Origin of the sequence: Micromonospora sp. NPDC049175 (assembly GCF_043197345.1) — a bacterium.
Taxonomy (GTDB): Bacteria; Actinomycetota; Actinomycetes; order Mycobacteriales; family Micromonosporaceae; genus Micromonospora.
The window spans coordinates 455,424-474,239 of the sequence record NZ_JBICSY010000004.1; the positions used below are offsets into that span (position 1 = coordinate 455,424).

Sequence of the window (18,816 nt, forward strand, 5' to 3'; positions counted from 1 at the left end):
CCCGCATGACGAGCACGAAACCGCGTCCGGCCGTCGAGATCCGCGACCTGCACAAGTCGTTCGGGCCGCTCGAGGTGCTCAAGGGCATCGACTTCGAGGTCGGCCAGGGCGAGGTGGTCTGCGTCATCGGGCCGTCCGGGTCCGGTAAGTCGACGCTGCTGCGCTGCGTCGACCTCCTCGAAGAGCCGACGGCCGGCAGGATCTGGGTCAACGGGGTCGAGATGACCGACCCGGACGTCGAGATCGACGCGGTGCGCCGCGGCATCGGCATGGTCTTCCAGGCGTTCAACCTCTTCCCGCACCTGACCGTGCTGAACAACCTCACCATCGCCCAGCGCCGGGTGTTGCGGCGCGGCCGGGCCGAGGCCGAGCGCGTCGCTCGGGCCAACCTGGACCGCGTCGGGCTGACCGACAAGGCCGACGCGTTCCCGGCGCAACTCTCCGGTGGGCAGCAGCAGCGGGCGGCGATCGCCCGGTCCCTGTCGATGGAGCCGAAGCTGATGCTCTTCGACGAGCCGACCTCGGCTCTCGACCCGGAGTTGGTCGGCGACGTGCTCACCGTCATGCGCAAGCTGGCCGAGGACGGCATGACGATGATGGTGGTGACGCACGAGATGGCGTTCGCCCGTGACGTCGCCGACCGGGTCGTGTTCATGGACGGGGGTGTGGTGGTCGAGCAGGGGCCGCCGCAGGAGCTGCTCGGCAACCCGAAGCACGAACGGACCCGTGCGTTCCTCTCCCGGGTCCTCGACCCGACCCGTGTCGCGCAGCTCGGTCAGCCCGAGCAGTCGCCGGAGCCGCCGCAGGCGCCGGGCCTGCCGGCCGACGACCGCCACCAGCTCTGACGCCCCTTTTCGTACGCCTGTCCGCCGGGCTGCCCCATCGAGGGCAGCCCGGCGTCGTGCGGTGTGCGCAGGCTCTGTGTCAGGATCATGTCAATCGAAGTACGTCGTAATGTCAAGGTAAACTTTTTGCAATCAGACCTGGACTTTCGTCGATGGACTACATAAGTTTCAGACATCCACCGAAAGCTCTGAGTCTTCCGAGCAAAGTCCGCGACGAGCCTCACCTCAGTCGTGCTGCCGCCCCGTGCTCGGCGGTCGTTGCACCCTGCCCTCGTCGCGTCTTCGCCCGGTCGGGAACGGAGACCCATGGACGATCACGCCACTGGCTCCCCTCGTCACCTGTCCCGCAGATCCCTGATCGCCACCGGGGCGCTCGCCGCCGGTGCGCTGGGGGCGGCCGCCCCCGCGGTCGGCACCGCGTTCGGCCCCAGCCCCGCCCGGGCTGCCGCCGGCGTCACGAAGAAGGTCACCATCTACGCCGAGCAGTTGCCCGGCGGCCTGTTCGGCTACGGTCTGGCGCCCGGCCAGGCCACCGTGCCGGGTCCGCTCCTGGAGATCTACGAGGGTGACACCCTGGAGATCACCCTGGTCAACACCACGAACCAACGGCTCTCCATCCATCCGCACGGGGTGGACTACAGCACCGACTCGGACGGCAGTCCGCTGAACGCCTCGTTCAACAACCCGGGCGAGACGCGCACGTACGTCTGGCGCTCGCGGGAGATGGTCGCCGCGGCGGGCCGCCGGTTCATGCCGGGCAGTGCCGGCTACTGGCACTACCACGACCACGCCATGGGCACCGACCACGGCACCGCAGGGGTGGCCAAGGGGCTGTACGGCGCGCTGATCGTCCGCCGTCGCGGCGACATCCTGCCGGAGAAGCAGTTCACTGTCGTGTTCCACGACATGATGATCAACAACCGGATGGCACCGGAGACGCCCATCTTCGAGGCGAACCTGGGCCAGCGGGTGGAGTGGGTCGCCATCGGCCACGGCAACCTGTTCCACACCTTCCACCTGCACGCGCACCGCTGGGCGGACAACCGCACCGGAATGCTGGAGGGACCGAGCGACCCGAGCCTGGTCATCGACAACAAGGACCTCAACCCGGGCAGCTCGTTCGGCTTCCAGGTGCTGGCCGGCGAGGGCGTCGGACCGGGAGCGTGGATGTACCACTGCCACGTGCAGAACCACTCCGACGGCGGCATGGCCGGGATCTTCCTGGTGCGCAACGCCGACGGCAGCATGCCACCGGGCGCCGAGGAGGCGATCCACCGGTTCCAGGGCCACACCCACACGCACGCAGGCTGACCCAACCGAAAGTGGGGACGGGGATGACCAGACAACCACGACGACTCCTTGCCGCGATAGCGGCCTTCGCGGCACTGATCCCGGCGTCGACGGCGGCAGCCGCACCGGGAGCGGCGGCCGCGCCCCGAACGGCGGCCGCCCCGCAGGCGGCGCGGACCGCGGTCCTCGTGTTCCACGGCCCGGTGGCCGAGCAGCAGGACCCGGTGACCCGCGCGGTGGACACCATCAAACAGCTTGGCGCCAGTCATGACATCGATGTCACGGTCACCACGGACCCGGGCGTGTTCACCGCGACCGGGCTGTCCGCGTACCGCAGCGTGGTCTTTCTCTCCGCGACGGGCGCCGCGCTCAACCGCGACCAGGAGTCGGCGCTACAGAGCTACCTGAAGGCCGGTGGCGGCTTCGTCGGCATCGCCGACGCCGCCCGCGCCCAGGTCGACTCGGCCTGGTTCACCGGCCTGATCGGCACCCGCCCGGCGGGTGCCATTCCGGTGGCCGAGCCGGTGGCCGCGGTGACCGCCAGCGGCGAGAACCCGCCGACCGAGACCAAGGAGAAGCTGACCGACGGCGACGCCAACACCAAGTGGCTGGTCCGCACCCCGACGGCCTGGGTGGCGTACCAACTGGCCGCGCCCACACGGATCACCGGGTACGCGCTGACGTCGGCCAACGACTTCGTCGGGCGGGACCCGAAGGACTGGACCCTGCAGGGTTCCACCGACGGGCAGAACTGGTCCGATCTGGACCGGCGCACCAACCAGACCTTCGGGGACCGGTTGCAGACCCGCCGGTTCGACATCGCCACGCCGCAGGAGTTCACCCGCTACCGGCTGAACATCACCGCCAACAGTGGTGAGCCGCTGATCCAGCTCGCCGACCTGCGCCTGTTCACCGGCACGGCCACCGCGCCGCCGCCGACCCCCGTGAACCGGGCGGTGGTCGACATCCTGGACCGCAAACACCCGGCCACCGCGTCGCTGCCGATGACCATCACCCGGTCCGACCGCTGGGACAACTGGGACCCGAACCCGATCGGTAGCGTGCACACGCTCGCCCAGGTCGAGGAGCGGCACTACGACCCGGGGCCGGGAGCCAACGGCCCGTTCCACCCGGTGTCCTGGTGCCGGGACTACGACGGAGGCCGCTCGTTCTACACCGGCATGGGCCACACCGAGGGCAGCTACGGTGAGGAGGCGTTCCGCGCGCACCTCGCCGGGGCGCTCAACTGGACCACCGGTCGCGTACGCGGCGACTGCCAGGCCACGATCGCCGCTAACTACAAGGTGGAGCGACTCACCGCGGCCAACCAGACCGGGCAGCTCGACCAGATCGGCGAGCCGCACGGGCTCACCATCGCGCCGGACGGCACGGTCTTCTACGTCGGCAAGGCGGCCTGCCCGAGTGGCCCGATCGCGGACTGGAACGACCCGAAGGTCGGCCTGGGCTGCGGCACCATCCACTCCTGGGACCCGCGGACCAAGCAGGTCAAACTGCTCACCACCCTGGAGGTGATGGGCAACCGGGGCAGCGGCTCCGAGTTGGTGAAGAACGAGGAGGGCCTGCTCGGCATCGTGCCCGACCCCGCCTTCGCCGACAACGGGTGGCTCTACGTCTACTGGATGCCGCACGAGTCGATCGACCGGGTGCAGCGGGTCGGGCAGCGCACCGTCTCGCGGTTCACCTACGACCGTGCGGCGCAGAGCATCGACCAGGCCAGTCGCAAGGATCTGCTGAAGTTCCCGGTGCAGATCCACAGTTGCTGCCACGCCGGCGGCGGAATGGCGTTCGACGCCAAGGGCAACCTCTACGTCGGCTCCGGCGACAACAACTCCTCCGAGGGATCGCAGGGCTACTCCGGCAACAACTGGACCCAGGAGTACCAGGGCATCTCCTTCCAGGACGCCCGCCGCACCTCGGGCAACACGAACGACCTCGCCGGCAAGATCATCCGGATTCACCCGGAGGCCGACGGCACGTACACCATCCCGGAGGGCAACCTCTTCCCGCCGGGCACCGAGAAGACCCGCCCGGAGATCTACGTGATGGGCGTGCGCAACATCGCCCGCCTGCAGATCGACCCGGAGCACCAGTGGCTGACCGCCGGTTGGGTCGGCCCGGACGCTGCGTCGCCCAGTCCCACCCTCGGCCCGGCCAAGTACGAGACCGCCACCATCATCACCTCGGCCGGCAACCAGGGCTGGCCGTACTGCATGGGCAACCGGCAGCCGTACCGGGACCGCAGCAGCACCGACGCGAGCGTGCTGACCGGCTGGTACGACTGCGACAACCTGAAGAACACCTCCCCGCGCAACACCGGACTCGTGGACATCCCGGCGGCCCGGGACAACATGATCTGGTATTCGCCCGACGGCGGCGGCCCGGTCTTCCCGAAGCGCGCCGACGGCAGCGGCCTGCCCACCTACGTCGCCGCCGACGCCACCTACACGCAGCCGTACCTGCGCGGTGGCGGGCAGGCCATCATGTCCGGCCCCACCTACCACCGCGACCGGGTCGACCCGAACAGCACTGTGGCGTGGCCGGCGTACTGGGACGAGAAGTGGTTCATCGGCGACCAGTCGAACGCCGCCAACCGGGTCGCGGTCACCGTCGACGAGGCCGGAGTGCCGACGGCGGCCCCGCCGGTCTACGCCGAGACGCTGCGCGCCATCATCCCGAGCGGCAACGGCGACACCCGCCTGCAGAGCTGGATGGACGCCAAGTTCGGCCCGGACGGCGCGCTCTACCTGCTGGACTACGGAGGCGGGTTCTTCAGCCTGCACCCCAACCAGAAGCTCATCCGGATCACCTACACCGGCGGCGCGCCCACCCCGGCACCGGCGGCGACCTCCGTGGCCGTCCAGAACAAGCCCCTGACCATCGCCTTCGACGGCGCGCGCTCCGGCGGCGTCAGCCACCGGTGGGAGTTCGGCGACGGCGCCACGTCGACCGAGGCGAACCCCCGGCACACGTACGCCAGGGTCGGCACCTACACCGCCAAACTGACTGTCACGTACGCCGACGGTGCGACGGCGACGGTGCAGACCACTGTCACGGTGGGCTGCGCGGTCCCGGACGACCGGCAGAACGTGTGGCTCGACGACACGGACACGGGGGTGCCCAGCCGCACGGTCGGGCAGGGCTGCACGGTCAACGACCTGATCGACGACGAGAGCACCTGGGCCGACCACAACAGTTTCGTCCGCCACGTGACCGCGGTGACCCGCGCACTCCAGGACGACGGTCTGCTCAACGCCCGCGAGAGCGGCACACTCACCCGGCTGGCCGCCGCGTCCGAGATCGGGCGCAACGGACACACCGGGTACGAGCCACTCTTCGACGGCACCGCCGAGTCGCTGCGCGGCTGGCAGCAGGCGCCGACGGGATCGTTCAGCATCCAGCCGGACGGGTCGCTGCGCTCCAGCGGCGGCCTCGGCATGCTCTGGCACACGAAGGAACTGGCCGACTTCTCGCTGAGGCTGCAGTTCCGCGACATCGCCCCCGGCACCGGACGGGCCAACACCGGCGTCTTCATCAGGTTCCCGGACCTGCGAACCCCGCTCGACCAGCGGCCACCGGACAGCTGCGGCACCGTCGGGTCGGCCCGGACCTCACCGGCCTGGATGGCCATCTACTGCGGACACGAGATCCAGATCTACGACGGTGAGACAGGCGAGCCGCAGAAGACCGGCTCGGTCTACAACTTCGACCCGGTGCCGCTCGCCCAGGCCGGCGTCACCCCGAAGAACGAGTGGAACGACTACGAGATCCGCGTGGTCGGTCAGCACTACACGATGATCCGCAACGGCGTGGTGATCAACGAGTTCGACAACACGCCGGGCAAGCAGTCCTCCCGTGCCGGCGATCCGCCGACCGACCTGCGGCAGTTCCTCAGCGGCTTCATCGGTCTGCAGAACCACGGTGACAACGACCTGGCCGAGTTCCGCAACATCCGCGCGCGGGAACTCTAGGAGAAACGATGACCCGACGACTCACGGCCGCGCTGTCGGCGCTCCTGCTCACGGTGATCCCGATTGCCGCCAAGCCCGCCAGCGCCGCCCCGCGCGTCGCCGCGGACCAGGTGTTGACCTGGACCGCCGACGACAACACCACCCGCTACAAGTCCGCCCCCGCCCAGGCGGTGGCCGGCGCGACCACAATCATCTGGGAGAACAGCGCGGCCACCGGCAACACCACCGGGATGCCGCACACGCTCACCTTCGACACCAGCACCGAGGGCTACAACCACGACGTCACGCTCAACATCCTGGCCAACCCGTTCGACGCCAACGACGGCCGCCACCAGGCGACGGTGAATCTGACCCCGGGCCGGTACCGCTACTTCTGCTCGATCCCGGGCCACAGCCAGATGGTCGGCGAACTGGTGGTCACCGACGGCGGAGGTGGCGGCGACACCACCGCGCCGACAGTCGACGCCGCCGTCTCGGGTGACCGCGACGGTGACGGCAACTACCTCGGCGCGGCCACGGTGACCGTGACAGCCACCGACGCCGACTCCGGTGTGGCCACCGTCGAGTACCAGGTCGACGACACCACCTTCCAGCCGTACACCCAGCCGGTGCGGGTGACCGCGATCGGCGACCACTCGGTGCAGTTCCGCGCCACCGACCAGGCCGGCAACACCAGCGCGGTCGGCTCGGTGTCGTTCCGGATCGTCGAACCGACCGAGGAGGACACCACCGCGCCGGTGGTCACGGCCACGCCGACCGGCGAGCAGGACGGCGACGGCAACTACATCGGTACGGCCACCGTCACGCTGGCCGCCACCGATGCCGGTTCCGGCGTCGCCACCATCGAGTACGCGCTGGACGGGGGAGCCTTCACCGCGTACGCGAACCCGATCGTCGTGACCACCGTGGGCATGCACATGCTGCACTACCGGGCCACCGACGTCGCCGGAAACACGTCGACCGAGCAGATGCTCCACCTCACCGTCGTCGAGCCGCAGGCCGAGGACACCACCCCACCCACTGTCGCCGCCACCGTGGCGGGCGACCAGAACGACGACGGCGCGTACGTCGGCGGCGCGACGGTCACCGTCACCGCCACCGATGACGGCTCGGGTGTGGCGTCGATCGAGTACGCGCTCGACACCGGTGGCTGGACCGCGTACGCCGGCCCGGTCGCCGTCCGCACGGTCGGTGCGCACACCCTGCGGTACCGGGCGACCGACACCGCGGGGAACACCGCCACCGAACAGTCGGCCACGTTTACGGTGGTGGCCGACGGCACCGACGGCTGCCCCGCGTCGGACACCCGGGCCACGGTGATCATCGACGGTGACGACACCGGAGTGGCGAACGTCGACACCGGCGACGGCTGCACCGTCAACGATCTGATCGACGAACACGCCGACTACCCCGGCCACGCCGCGTTCGTCCGGCACGTCGAGGCGGTCACCGCCGCGCTCGTGACCGGCGGCACGCTCAACCGGCGGCAGCAGGGCGCCATCGTCCGGGCCGCGGCCCGATCGGACGTCGGCGCATGAGTCCTCGAACCTCATCGACAGGGAGTACAACGATGCCCGGACGTACCGTCGCCAAGCTGGCCACCGTGAGCGCCGTCGTCGCCGCCTCGGTGTTCGGGGTGGCGCCCACCGCACACGCCGACCTGGTCACCCACTGCATCGGCACCGGCGGTGCCGTGACCGTGCCCAACGACCTGCTCGTGCCGGCCGGCGAGTCCTGCGCGCTGACCGGCACCACGATCACCGGCAACGTCACCGTCGCGGCCGGCGCCAACCTGGTGGTCGCCGGTGGTCGGGTCAGCGGTGAGGTACGCGTCGCCGCGGACGGCTACCTCGACGCCACCGAGACGACGATCGACGGTCAGGTGGTGTTGGCCGCCGGCGGCTACGGCGTCTTCCTCAAGGATGCCAGCAGCGGCAACGTGACGGTGCGGCCGAAGGGCACCGCGACCGTCGACAGCTTCCTGTTCGTGGAGCAGTCGACGATCGCCGGGACGGTCACCGCCGGCGCCGGTGAGGTCCGGCTCGACCGGGGCACCCAGGTGCAGCGCAACCTCAGCAGCACCGGCACCTACTACACCGACGTGCACGACTCGTTCGTCGACGGCACGCTGTCGGTGCTGAACAGCGCCACCGGCAGCGTGGTGTGCGGCAGCGCGGTCCGCGGTCGGGCCACCTTCGCCGGCAACCTGGGTGGTGTGCAGCTCGGCCCGAACGGCACCCTCGACAGTTGCGCCTCCGGCGGCTACTGGGGCACGGACGTCAGCGTCACCAACACCACCGGCGGTGTCACCGTCGACGACAACATCATCAACGGTGGGTTGACCGTGACGTCCAACGACCCGGCCGCCCAGGTGGCCGCGAACAACCGGATCCGTGGCGGCGTGACAGGTGAGCAGGCGGCGGCGAGCAGCAACCGGGCGGCCCGGGTGGCCGCCCCGGACCGCGAGGAGGCTGGCGACGAGCGGGCTGAGCTTCGCCGTACCTCGGCGGTCCAGGAGGCCACCGCGGCCGGCGCCGCCCGGCTCTAGTCGATTCGTGCGACAACGGCCGGTCACCCCCGAGTGGGGGGTGACCGGCCGTTGCGTCGTGCTCGCCGGCTAGAAGTTGCCGGCCGAGTTGCACTTCACGCCCTGGTCGAGGCAGTTGCGCACCCGCGCGGCGAGCGCCTCGTCCTTCCAGGCGTTGAAGAAGTCCGCGTGCATGGAGAACGAGGTGCCGGACGCGAGGGTGATGCCGTCCGTGTTCGCGCTCAGCGGGTACGAGATCACGAACGACACCGAGGGGACCGGCACCGGGTGGCTCTTCGGGCAGGCCCCGGTGTGGTCACCGTTGGCCATGTGCGCCTTGTGGTCGGGGCTGTCCAGGTGCTTGCCGTCCCAGCAGTCGGGGAAGGTGATCTGCCGGACGATGTTCGCGGTCTTGGCGCAGACCGGGAAGGTCTTGTCGGCGCTGCGGCCGACTTCGCCGCCGATGCCGGCGCACCAGAAGTGGTTGCCCTGCTTGTCCGGGGTGTCGACCTGGTTCTTGGCGTTACCCGTGATCATTCGCAGGCCGAACGGGAAGGGTTGGGTTTTGCTCGGGTCCTTGAGACGCGATCCGTAGTAGACGGTCACCTCCGTCGGGTCCACGACCTTGCCGTTCTGATACATGGTGGGCACCCAGTAGGCGGACTGGTCGTCCGGCGAGTTGCACGTGGTTGCCGTCGACGCCCGCAGTGACTCGGCTGTCGAGGTGGCGTCGGTCGACGTGTTGCCCCAGAAGGTGTGGTTGTGCGAGCCGCCGACCAGCTTCGGCAGCACGATCGGGTCGTCGCTGTTGTGGTGGCTGGTCTTGCAGCCGACGTTGAACTCGGGCACCTTGACCGGGTTGCCGGTCACCGGCTTGGGCTTGCGGGCGAAGAACGCACGCGTCGCGGATGCCTGCGCGGCCGGGTCGATGGTGATCCAGCCACCGGCCACGGTCGGTGGGGCGGCGCCGGTCGGCGGGGTCACCGGCTTTCCCGAGGCGGACGGGGTCGCCGACGCGCTCGGGGTGCCCGGCGCACTCGACGCGCTCGGCGGGGGAGAGGCGTCACCGGGGACACCGGACGTCGGTGCCTCCGGGCCGGGCGAGCCGATACCGGTGTCGCTCGATGGACCAGACGCGCCGGGGGTGCCCGGGGCCTCCTTGCATCCGCCGGCAAGCGCCACGCTCAGCAGCAACAGGGCGGTGACGGAACGGCGTTGTCCAGGGGTGGATCGTAGATTAATCAACGAGGGTGCACCTTTCTTCCGAGAACGAAGAATACGAGTGCACCGCCGGCTCGCTTCCCGGTGCGACGATTAAGTCTCGCTTAAATGACGTTCTGCGATTGCCCGAGCAGTTTTACGGAACCGCAGGCCTGTTAGATCGGTCTCATCTCCCTGATTCTTCTCCCAAAACTGTAATCGGCGGCTCCGCTCGCACTCGACATGGTTGAGTGCCGGTTCGAGACGGTGGGGATCGAGCCCGTCGGCCCCCGGTCCCGCGCCCCGCACGGTGACGCCTTTCATCAGCAACTGTCGCGGGCCTTGCGCTGGAAGGTCTTCCGCGACACGATCTTCGTCGAATTGCGCCCCCCCGGCGCCAGCACCTGGTCCGGGCCGATCCGCGGGAGATCCGCGAGGGTGAAATCGACAGAGATGGCGTTATGCCCGCTGCGCCCGCCGACGCTGTAGGTGACCTCTGGCCGCAGTTCGGTGAGCGGCTCGACGTCCACCACAGTCCCCAACCCCGAGTCGGAAAAGTCGGTGGCGGCGTCGACCTCCCAGCCATCCGGCGGCTGACCGAGCAGGGCAACCTCCACGATGTCGTTCGTGGATGGGCCGCTGACGGCCCACCTGGTCAGCGGGTGCTGGGTCCCGTCGTCCGGGTGGTTCTCGTAGATGCTGAGCCGCGGAAAGCTGCCGCCGCAGGTCACCAGAACGCCCACCGGCTGACCGTCCTGGACGGCGAGGGCGACAAGAGGCTCATCCGGCGGAGTGCAGGCGGTCAGAAGGCTGAGCAGTGGCAGCGGCAATAGAGTCCCAAGGATTCGTCTTCTGCGCATGCCGTCAGCATTCCGATGCGGCATCACGCTCCGATTCCCTCATGGTCACGAAAGGTAGACAGGCGGGGTGGCTATGACTGCCCGGCGGGACGGTAGAAGGCGCTCCGGTCGTTGGCCAGGGACGCCTTGACGTACGCGCTCCACCCGCTCCGGGTGGCGGGCGGTGGCGTACACCTTGGCCGCCCCGCGCTCCAGCAACTGCCGGGTGAAGTGCCGGCCGAGGCCACGATTGGCGCCGGTGGCCAGCGCGATCGAACCGGTGATCTTCGTGATGGATGCCTGCTGGCAAATTCCACGACGAGCCGTACGCGGGCTACGCTAGAACCTGACGCTGACGTGAGAGACAAGTTTGTGTGACTGGTGTCACCGACGGGGGAGGGGCCATGCGCATCGGAGAGCTAGCCGCGCAGACCGGGGTGTCCGTGCGAGCCCTGCGCTACTACGAGGAGCAGGGACTTCTGACGGCCGAACGGAGCAGCGGCGGTCAGCGCCACTACCTCGACAGCGCGGTCGACCGGGTGCACCTGATCCAGATGCTGTACGCCGCGGACCTGTCCAGTCGGACCATCCTGGACCTGCTGCCCTGCGTCGACGCGCAGGTCAACACCCCGGAGTCGCGGGCCCTGCTGCGCGCCGAACGCGACCGCATCGATCAGCAGATCGCCCACCTCCGGCAGGCCAGGGACCGGCTCGACGCGGTCATCGCCCACAGCGAGAGCCCGGGGAACGGCTGCACCCGGACGGAAGCCCCCGCCCTCGTGTCTTAGGGGCGTGTGTCGAAGTCCTCAGGCCGGCCAGGGGCTTTGACACACGCCCTGAGGCGGTGTCCGCACCAATGCGGGGCACCGCGATGGTGACGGCCGACTGACGCGAGGCCCCGCCCAGGCCGCTCGGTAGAAGGTTCCCGGGGGACGGCTGCCTCCGGTGGACCCGGATTGTGCCGGCTTCCCACCGCCGTCCGATGTCGCCTGCGCAGACTGTGCGAGATATGCGACTGAAGATGTCGTCCGCGTTTGTCGCATGTCTATCTTCGATGCGTAGTGCGGCTTGTTGGCGTGGACACGGGGGAGGTCCGGGCGCGATGGCTGAGTTTCCGGCGCATCTGTTCAGGATGGATGGTGATCCGTCGGCGGTTCGGTCGTCGGCGTCGCGGTGGCAGGGTTTTGGGTCGGCGGCGTCGCAGGCGGCGGGGCAGATCACGGGTTTGGATACGAGTCAGTTCGTGGGTCCGGAGGGTGATCTGTTCCGGGAGGGGCTCAATGCCCAGATGCCGGGGCATTTGCGGGTCACGGGTGATGCGTTCGGCAGGGTGTCGACCGGGTTGACGGTGTTCGCGGGGTCGTTGTCGTCGTTGCAGGATCGGATGCGTCCGTTGGCGCAGCGTGCTCCGGGTTTGTGGGCGGCGTTGCAGGCGGCGCGGGGGCGGGCTGATCGGGCGAGGCAGGCTGATGAGCGTCATGAGCGGGAGGTCGCCGACCGGCCGCCGGAGGAAGCCGCGGCGGCGGCGCCGGATGCGTATCGCTCGGATGCGGGGGCTGCGGGTTCGGCGTTGTCGCAGGCGCAGCGGGACTGGGACGAGTGTGTGGGCCAGGCGGGTGCGTTGCGGGGTGAGTTGGCCACGGCGGTGCGTGACTGTGTGCGGGCGGTGAATGATGCGAAGGGTTTGCGGTTCAAGGAGAATCCGAAGTGGTGGGATCTGAAGGGTCAGTTCACCAACTTCGTGCGGGACAATCAGGAGTTGTTGGCGCAGCTGTCGGGTGCGTTGAAGATCGTGTCGCTGGTCGCGGGGTTGTTGTCGTTCATTCCGATTCTCGCGCCGATCATGGGTCCGATCGCGATCGCTGCGGGTGCGGCGGCTCTGCTGATCGATGCGTCGATCTACGCGGCGACGGGTAAGGGCAGTTTGACGAGTTTGTTGATCGATACGGTGTTGACGGTTGTGCCTATCGGTCGGCTCGCGATGCTCGGTAGACCGGTGTTGGCCCTGGCAAAGCGTGGGTTGCCGACGTTGGCCAAGGGCCTTGCCAAGGCGCGTGCGGCGTTGCCGAGGATGCCTCGTCCGAGTATTCCGCTGGGGTTGCGTAAGTGCGCGGGTGATCCGATCGACGTGGCCAGCGGTGAGGTGGTGCTTGCCCAGACTGACGTGGAGCTGCCCGGCCTGCTGCCGCTGGTGCTGAACCGTAGTCACGTGTCGTCGTATCGGGTGGGTAGGTGGTTCGGGCCGTCGTGGGCGTCGACGCTTGATCAGCGGGTCGAGGTCGACGAGCAGGGGGTGTGCTTCGTCGCCGAGGACGGCATGGTCCTCACCTACCCGACGCCCGTGACCGGCGGGCAGGTCCTGCCGGCGACGGGTCCCCGTTGGCCGCTCACCCGGACCGCCGACGGCTATCGCGTTGAGCAGCCCGAGACTGGTCGTGCCCTGCACTTCGAGGTGGTGCCCGACGTCGAGGCAGTACCGGACTTTCGGGCGGTGGCGGACTTGCAGGCAGCGCCCGGCCAGCCCGAGTCCGTGCCGGAGGGCGATGGCGGCCCCGTTCGGGTGCTACCCCTGACAGCCGTGACCGACCGCAACGGTCACCGGATCGACCTGGACTGGCGCGACGGTGTGGTCACCGAGGTTCGGCACAGTGGTGGGTATCGGATCGCTGTCGACACCCTGCACGGTCAGGTCGCGGCGCTGAGCCTGCTCGACGCGGAACCTTCTGGTGAGGCGCGGACCCTGGTGCGGTTCGGCTACGACGGGGCCGGTCACCTCGCCGAGGTGATCAACTCATCGGGGCTGCCGCTGCGGTTCGGCTATGACGACGACGGTCGGTTGACCCGCTGGCAGGACCGCAACGGGCAGGAGTACCACTACACCTACGACGAGCAGGGACGCTGCGTCGCCGCCACCGGTTCCGGCGGGTACCTGTCCGCACGGTTGCACTACGACCCGGTCGAGCGGAAAACCGCCGTGGACGACTCGCTCGGGCACACCACCGTCTACGAGCTGACCGAGCGTGGCCAGACCGACCGGGTCACCGATCCGTTGGGTCATGCCACGGCCTTCACGTGGGACGGGTTCGATCGGAAGCTGTCCGAGACCGATGCCCTGGAGCGGACGACTCGTTGGTCCTACGATGACGACGGCAATCTGGTCGAGGTCACCCGCGCGGACGGCAGCCGGGCGACGGCCGCGTACAACGACCTGCATCAGCCGGTCCTGGTCACCGACGTCGACGGCGCGATCTGGCGTCGCGAGTACGACGAGCGCGGCAACCTGACCATGGTCACCGATCCGATGGGCGCGACCACCCGCTACCGCTACGACGAGAGCGGTCACCTCAGCGGGGTGACCGACGCCCTGGACAGCACTCTGGTGGTGGCGACGGATCCGGTGGGGTTGATCAGCCAAGTCGTCGAACCCACCGGCGCGGTGACGACCTACCGGCGGGACTCCGCCGGACGGGTTGTCGAGGTGATCGACCCGCTTGGCGGCACCACCCATCTTGGCTGGACCGTCGAGGGGCGGCTGGCGTGGCGGCGTGGCCCGGACGGGGTGAGTGAGGAGTGGACCTACGACCCGGAAGGCAACCTGGTCACTCACACCGGCCAGACCGGGGCGACCACCGAATTCGAGATCGGCCCCTTCGACCTGCCGGTGGCGCGTACCGGGCCGGACGGCGCCCGGCTGACCTTCGGCTACGACACCGAGATGCGGCTCACCACTGTCACGAACCCGCACGGGCTGACCTGGCGCTACGACTATGACCCGGGCGGGCGACTTGTCGCCGAAACCGACTTCAACGGCCGGACGCAAACCTACACGCACGACAGTGCCGGCCAGGTCACAGCCCGGACCAATGGGGCCGGGCAGACCATCGAGATGGTCCGTGACCTGCTGGGCAACGTCGTGGAGAAGCGCACCGCCGAGGGCATCACCACCTTCGGGTACGACCCGACGGGTCGGCTGCTGCACGCCACCGCACCCGAGGCCACTCTCCGGTTCGACCGCGACCCACTCGGTCGGGTACTCGCCGAGATCCGCGACGAGCAAACCATCACCTCGTCCTACGACGCGCTCGGCCGCCGGACGTTCCGACGTACCCCCTCCGGGGTCGACAGCGCCTGGGAGTATGACGCCGGCCACCGGCCGGTGGCGCTGCACACCGGCGGCGCGACGGTCAGCTTCACCCACGACGCGGCCGGCCGGGAGACCCGGCGGACCGTCGGCGGCCTGGCTCTCACCCAGAGTTGGGATGCCAACCACCGGCTGCTCTCCCAGATCCTCACCGCTAGCCCTGCTGGGCCAGCCGCCGTGCCGGACCTGGTCGCCCACCGGGCCTACCAGTACCGCGCTGACGGTTACCTGACCCGTGTCGCCGACCAGGTCACCGGGGAGCGGCGGTTGGAGTTGGACCGGGCCGGCCGGATCACCGCGATGCAGGCCGCCGAGTGGACCGAGCGGTACGCCTACGACGAGGCCGGCAACGTGGCCAGTGCCGCCTGGCCCGGTGCGGACGGCGACGGTGGCGCTCGCGGTGAGCGGGAGTACAGCGGCACCCTGATCCGTCGGGCCGGGAACGTGCGCTACGAACACGACGCCGCGGGCCGGGTCACGCTGCGGCAGCGCAAGGAACGCTCGACCAGGCCCTCGACCTGGCGCTACACCTGGGACAGCGAGGACCGACTGACCGCCGTCACCACCCCGGACGGCACCCGATGGCGCTACCGGTACGACGCCCTGGGCCGTCGGGTCGCCAAGCAGCGCCTCGACGCCCAGGGCGGTGTGGTCGAGCAGGTCGACTTCGCCTGGGACGGCCCACGCCTGATCGAGCAGACCCACCGCCATGACGACGGCGACCGGACCAGCACCTGGGAGTACGCCCCCGGCACGTTCACCCCGATCAGCCAGACCGACGGCCCAGGCGACCAGGACGAGGTCGACCGCCGCTTCTACGCGATCGTGACCGACCTGGTCGGCACACCCACCGAACTGGTCAGCCCCGACGGCGAGATCGCCTGGCAGCAGCGCACCACCATCTGGGGCATCCCGACCCACACCAGTGCCACCGGAGTCGACTGCCCACTCCGCTTCCCCGGACAGATCCACGACCCGGAAACCGGCGCCTCGTACAACTACCACCGCTACTACGACCCTGACACCGCCCGCTATGTGTCGGCCGACCCGCTTGGCATGTTCGCCAACGCCGAGGTCCACTCCTACGTGCCGAACCCGGCGCACGAGATTGACCCGCTGGGTTTGACTCCATGCACCATCGACGACATGGCGCGTCGTATCGATGTCGAGACCCTCGGCATGACCAAGACCGTCACGGATCACGCGGGTGTGCCCGTAGGGAAGGCGAGTTCACCCCGGCATGGACTTCCACAGAGACCGTTCCAGGGGCGAAACGATGGGCTCTTGCTACGGGAGATAATGGCCGGGTCGGCGCCTCGGCTCGATCCACGTGGTGCGCCAGGTGCCCTCAGGTGGGATACTCCCGGCGCGATGAACGGCTCGGAGGGGACGTGGGAGCTTGTTGTTGACACGAACACAAACACAGTCTTGCATTGGAACTTCGTAAAATGATTCCAAAGATTGAAATGCAGGTCGGAGACCCACTTGCTGGTCGGCTTCTATTCCGCGCCCAGGAACACAGCTTTTCCTACGAGGTGACTGATGGTGAGGATTTTCGTCGGCGCTCAGGAGATGAGGGTCTAACTAGCCTGGTCGCTGACACTCTTCAATTGGAGGTGGGGATTGAAACGGGTGAGCTCCTCTTCGCCTGGGGTTATTTCCCAGCCACCTCATGGTCTGCAGCGACCCTTCCTCGGCCGAATGTTGTGCCCGGAGTTCTGCGCTTGGTATCAGTCGATGAATTAGAGGCGGGAGTCTCCTTGTCGATCTTTCGGGGCGGCGACTGGAAAGCCGAATTCGATCAGGCTGCTGGATTTCTTCGGGTGTCGCTCGATGACGGCGCGACGGCGTCGGTGGTAGAGATCGCACAGGGGGTAGCGGTCGGGGTTCGAGATGGTCTCATTCGCTCGGTATGGTTGCGGCCCCTATTTGTGCACTAGTGTTTCAATTTCGCGTGCTTGAATGGTCTGAAACCGGCGTGTGGCACGGCCGTGAGCAAAGAATCAGGGTCAGTGGCCGCTCAGCCGGCGCGAAAGAGCGGCAGTGGCACGCCGCAGTGGCCGAGTAGGTACTGCTCCGGGGCCGCCCTTCAATGTCCGGCCGCCGGAGAATACGAGAACGGGACACGTTCCGGGAACCACGGCCACTATCCTTTTGTGAGGTAACGCCAGTGCCCACTTGGTTGGATTTAGTCGAAGATCCGCGCGGCGTGCGCTCCATCTACGGAGCGAATAGCCCGCCTTCGTTGGAGAAGATCCTGTTGCACGAGATTGTGCTCCAGCGGGATGGCCCGTCGGCCGTCCTGAGATTCGATCTGCCGGAATTCCCGACGAGTGCGCCGAGGAAATGGCGTGATCAGGGCTTCAATGTCGTGCAGGTCGGCCTGACGATGATCGGTGTCAAGGATCTCTCCCTGACGGGCTGGAACCACCGCGGTTGGGCCAGTATGGAGTTGGCCTTGCAGGATGATTCGCTGATGCTGGAAGTCCTGTGGGGATCGGCTCGTATTCAGGTGCAGTCGGACGCGGCAGCCGTGACGTCGATATCGGCATATGCCGGCGACCTGTCTCTTGAATAATCTCCGAACTTTAAAAGTCCAACCTGTCAAAGATCGGGCGCTGAAGAAGCGCTCCATGCCAATAGTGGTCGAACCACACCTTGATGCTGGCGACCATGAAATGATCGGAGATTTTCTACGTGTCAGCTTCGGACAGGTACGAGCTCGATTTCTCTCGTCCATAACAGGACTGTCACTAACGTCTACTTCCCACCGCGCTTCCCCGGCCAGCACACGCCCCTGGCGGCCGTCACGGTGCATCGCTGCGTGGTCCGCGACCGGCAGCGGGTCCTGCGGCGGTGCGGGGCGTCGTCGCGCACTCAGGTCGGGGCAAGCTCTGGGATGCCGTAGTGCTTGTCGAGGATCTGCATGGCGGCCCCCGCGGCGATGGCGTCCGCGCCGAGGCTGGACACGGTTACCCGGGTACGGAGCCAGTCCACGCGTCGCGCGTCCGCCTCGACGGCCTCGCTGACGGCCGCGAGGTAGGTCTCCGGGTGCCGGAGGAGATCCGCGCCCGCCAGCACCACGTGGGCGAGGTCGAGGGTCTGGAGCAGGTTGACGACGCCCACGGCCACGACGCGGGCGGCACGGGCCAGGTCGCCGGCCTCGGTGGCGTGGTGGTGCACGATCTCCAGGCATCCGTGCCGGCCGCAGACGCAGCGGGGACCGTTCAGGTCGACGACCGTGTGGCCGAACTCTCCCGCGTTGGTGTGCGCGCCACGGTGGGCCGCGCCGCCCAGCCAGAGGCCCCCGCCGATCCCGGACTCGATCATGATGAGTGCCGCGTCGCCGAACGTCGCGCCGTGTCGCCAGGCTTCGGCCGTGATCCCCGCGGTGACGTCCTTGTCGAGGTGGACGGGCAGCCCCAGGTGCTTCTCGGCGATCTCCCGCAGCGGTACGTCGTGCCAGTGCCGCAGGCCGTGGGCGCCGCGGACCAGGCCGTGGGCGTGGTCCAGTGGGCCGATCATGCCGATGCCCACGCCGGTGAGCCGGCCCCGGACGTCGGCGCTGCCGGTCATCGTGTCGACGCCGGCCGCCAGGGCGTCGAGAAGCTGTTCCGGGGTGAAGTCGTCGGGCAACGGGCTGACCGCCGAGTGGCGGACGGTGCCGGCGAGGTCGACCAGAGCCAGCCGCAGCGTGCGCCGGGCGACGTGGGCGCCGATGGCGTACCGGCTGTCGGGGACGAGTTCGTAGACGACCGCGGGCTTGCCGACGCCCGGTCGGCGCGCGGCGGTGGGACGGATCAGTCCGGCGGCGCTGAGGCGGGCGATGACCTTGGAGACCGCCTGTGGGGTCAGGCCGGTGGCCTGGACCACAGTCGACCGCTCGAACCGCCGAGCGGTACGACCCACGCCCAGCACCAGTGCCTCGTTGTAGCCGCGGAGGAACCTGACGTCCGCAGTGATGCGAGTCATCTCGACACCCTAT

At 68.6% G+C, this 18,816-nt stretch carries 12 protein-coding genes and 1 pseudogene; 9 read left to right on the forward strand and 4 right to left on the reverse strand.

The window, feature by feature from the left end:
• Window positions 1-5 precede the first annotated feature (5 nt).
• The 5 genes from ACGFH8_RS19130 to ACGFH8_RS19150 all read left to right on the forward strand — a co-directional run bounded on the left by ACGFH8_RS19130 (window position 6) and on the right by ACGFH8_RS19150 (window position 8,672).
• The gene (locus tag ACGFH8_RS19130; protein ID WP_393368558.1) at window positions 6-845 is read left to right on the forward strand and encodes an amino acid ABC transporter ATP-binding protein; all 840 of its coding nucleotides are present in this window, start codon (window positions 6-8) and stop codon (window positions 843-845) included.
• 306 nt (window positions 846-1,151) lie between these two features.
• Window positions 1,152-2,156 carry a multicopper oxidase domain-containing protein gene (locus ACGFH8_RS19135; protein ID WP_393368561.1) on the forward strand — a complete coding sequence of 335 codons (1,005 nt, stop codon included), beginning with the start codon at window positions 1,152-1,154 and terminating at the stop codon, window positions 2,154-2,156.
• Between the two features lie 23 nt (window positions 2,157-2,179).
• Window positions 2,180-6,124, forward strand: coding sequence for a ThuA domain-containing protein (locus ACGFH8_RS19140; protein ID WP_393368563.1), 3,945 nt, complete (start codon window positions 2,180-2,182; stop codon window positions 6,122-6,124).
• 8 nt (window positions 6,125-6,132) lie between these two features.
• Window positions 6,133-7,662: an OmpL47-type beta-barrel domain-containing protein gene (locus ACGFH8_RS19145; protein ID WP_393368566.1), complete on the forward strand. Its 1,530-nt coding sequence runs from the start codon at window positions 6,133-6,135 to the stop codon at window positions 7,660-7,662.
• 32 nt (window positions 7,663-7,694) lie between these two features.
• Complete coding sequence (locus ACGFH8_RS19150) at window positions 7,695-8,672, forward strand: hypothetical protein (RefSeq protein ID WP_393368569.1); 978 nt, start codon at window positions 7,695-7,697, stop codon at window positions 8,670-8,672.
• Between the two features lie 69 nt (window positions 8,673-8,741).
• Here the strand turns inward: ACGFH8_RS19150 and ACGFH8_RS19155 are convergent, their stop codons facing one another.
• The 3 genes and pseudogenes from ACGFH8_RS19155 to ACGFH8_RS19165 form a co-directional block, all read right to left on the reverse strand.
• Window positions 8,742-9,635, reverse strand: a complete 894-nt coding sequence (locus ACGFH8_RS19155) for a DUF1996 domain-containing protein (protein WP_393368571.1) — start codon at window positions 9,633-9,635, stop codon at window positions 8,742-8,744.
• A gap of 539 nt (window positions 9,636-10,174) precedes the next feature.
• Window positions 10,175-10,711: a hypothetical protein gene (locus ACGFH8_RS19160; protein ID WP_393368574.1), complete on the reverse strand. Its 537-nt coding sequence runs from the start codon at window positions 10,709-10,711 to the stop codon at window positions 10,175-10,177.
• A 138-nt stretch (window positions 10,712-10,849) separates the two neighbouring features.
• Window positions 10,850-10,984 (reverse strand): annotated as a pseudogene (locus ACGFH8_RS19165) (short-chain dehydrogenase); the annotation flags it as partial.
• 110 nt (window positions 10,985-11,094) lie between these two features.
• On the opposite strand from ACGFH8_RS19165, the gene ACGFH8_RS19170 reads away from it, so the two are divergent.
• From ACGFH8_RS19170 to ACGFH8_RS19185, 4 genes are all read left to right on the forward strand, one after another.
• Window positions 11,095-11,478, forward strand: a complete 384-nt coding sequence (locus ACGFH8_RS19170; RefSeq protein ID WP_393368576.1) for a MerR family transcriptional regulator — start codon at window positions 11,095-11,097, stop codon at window positions 11,476-11,478.
• Window positions 11,479-11,822: 344 nt separating this feature from the next.
• Window positions 11,823-16,283 (forward strand): DUF6531 domain-containing protein, encoded by a 4,461-nt coding sequence (locus ACGFH8_RS19175; protein ID WP_393369109.1) that lies wholly within the window; start codon window positions 11,823-11,825, stop codon window positions 16,281-16,283.
• Window positions 16,265-16,771: a hypothetical protein gene (locus tag ACGFH8_RS19180; RefSeq protein ID WP_393368579.1), complete on the forward strand. Its 507-nt coding sequence runs from the start codon at window positions 16,265-16,267 to the stop codon at window positions 16,769-16,771. Before ACGFH8_RS19175 ends, ACGFH8_RS19180 begins: the two co-directional genes overlap by 19 nt.
• 152 nt (window positions 16,772-16,923) lie before the next feature.
• Window positions 16,924-17,409: an Imm50 family immunity protein gene (locus tag ACGFH8_RS19185; RefSeq protein WP_393368582.1), complete on the forward strand. Its 486-nt coding sequence runs from the start codon at window positions 16,924-16,926 to the stop codon at window positions 17,407-17,409.
• Window positions 17,410-17,708: 299 nt separating this feature from the next.
• On the opposite strand, the gene ACGFH8_RS19190 is transcribed toward ACGFH8_RS19185, so the two are convergent.
• Window positions 17,709-18,803 carry an ROK family protein gene (locus ACGFH8_RS19190; protein ID WP_393368585.1) on the reverse strand — a complete coding sequence of 365 codons (1,095 nt, stop codon included), beginning with the start codon at window positions 18,801-18,803 and terminating at the stop codon, window positions 17,709-17,711.
• Between the last annotated feature and the right edge of the window lie 13 nt (window positions 18,804-18,816).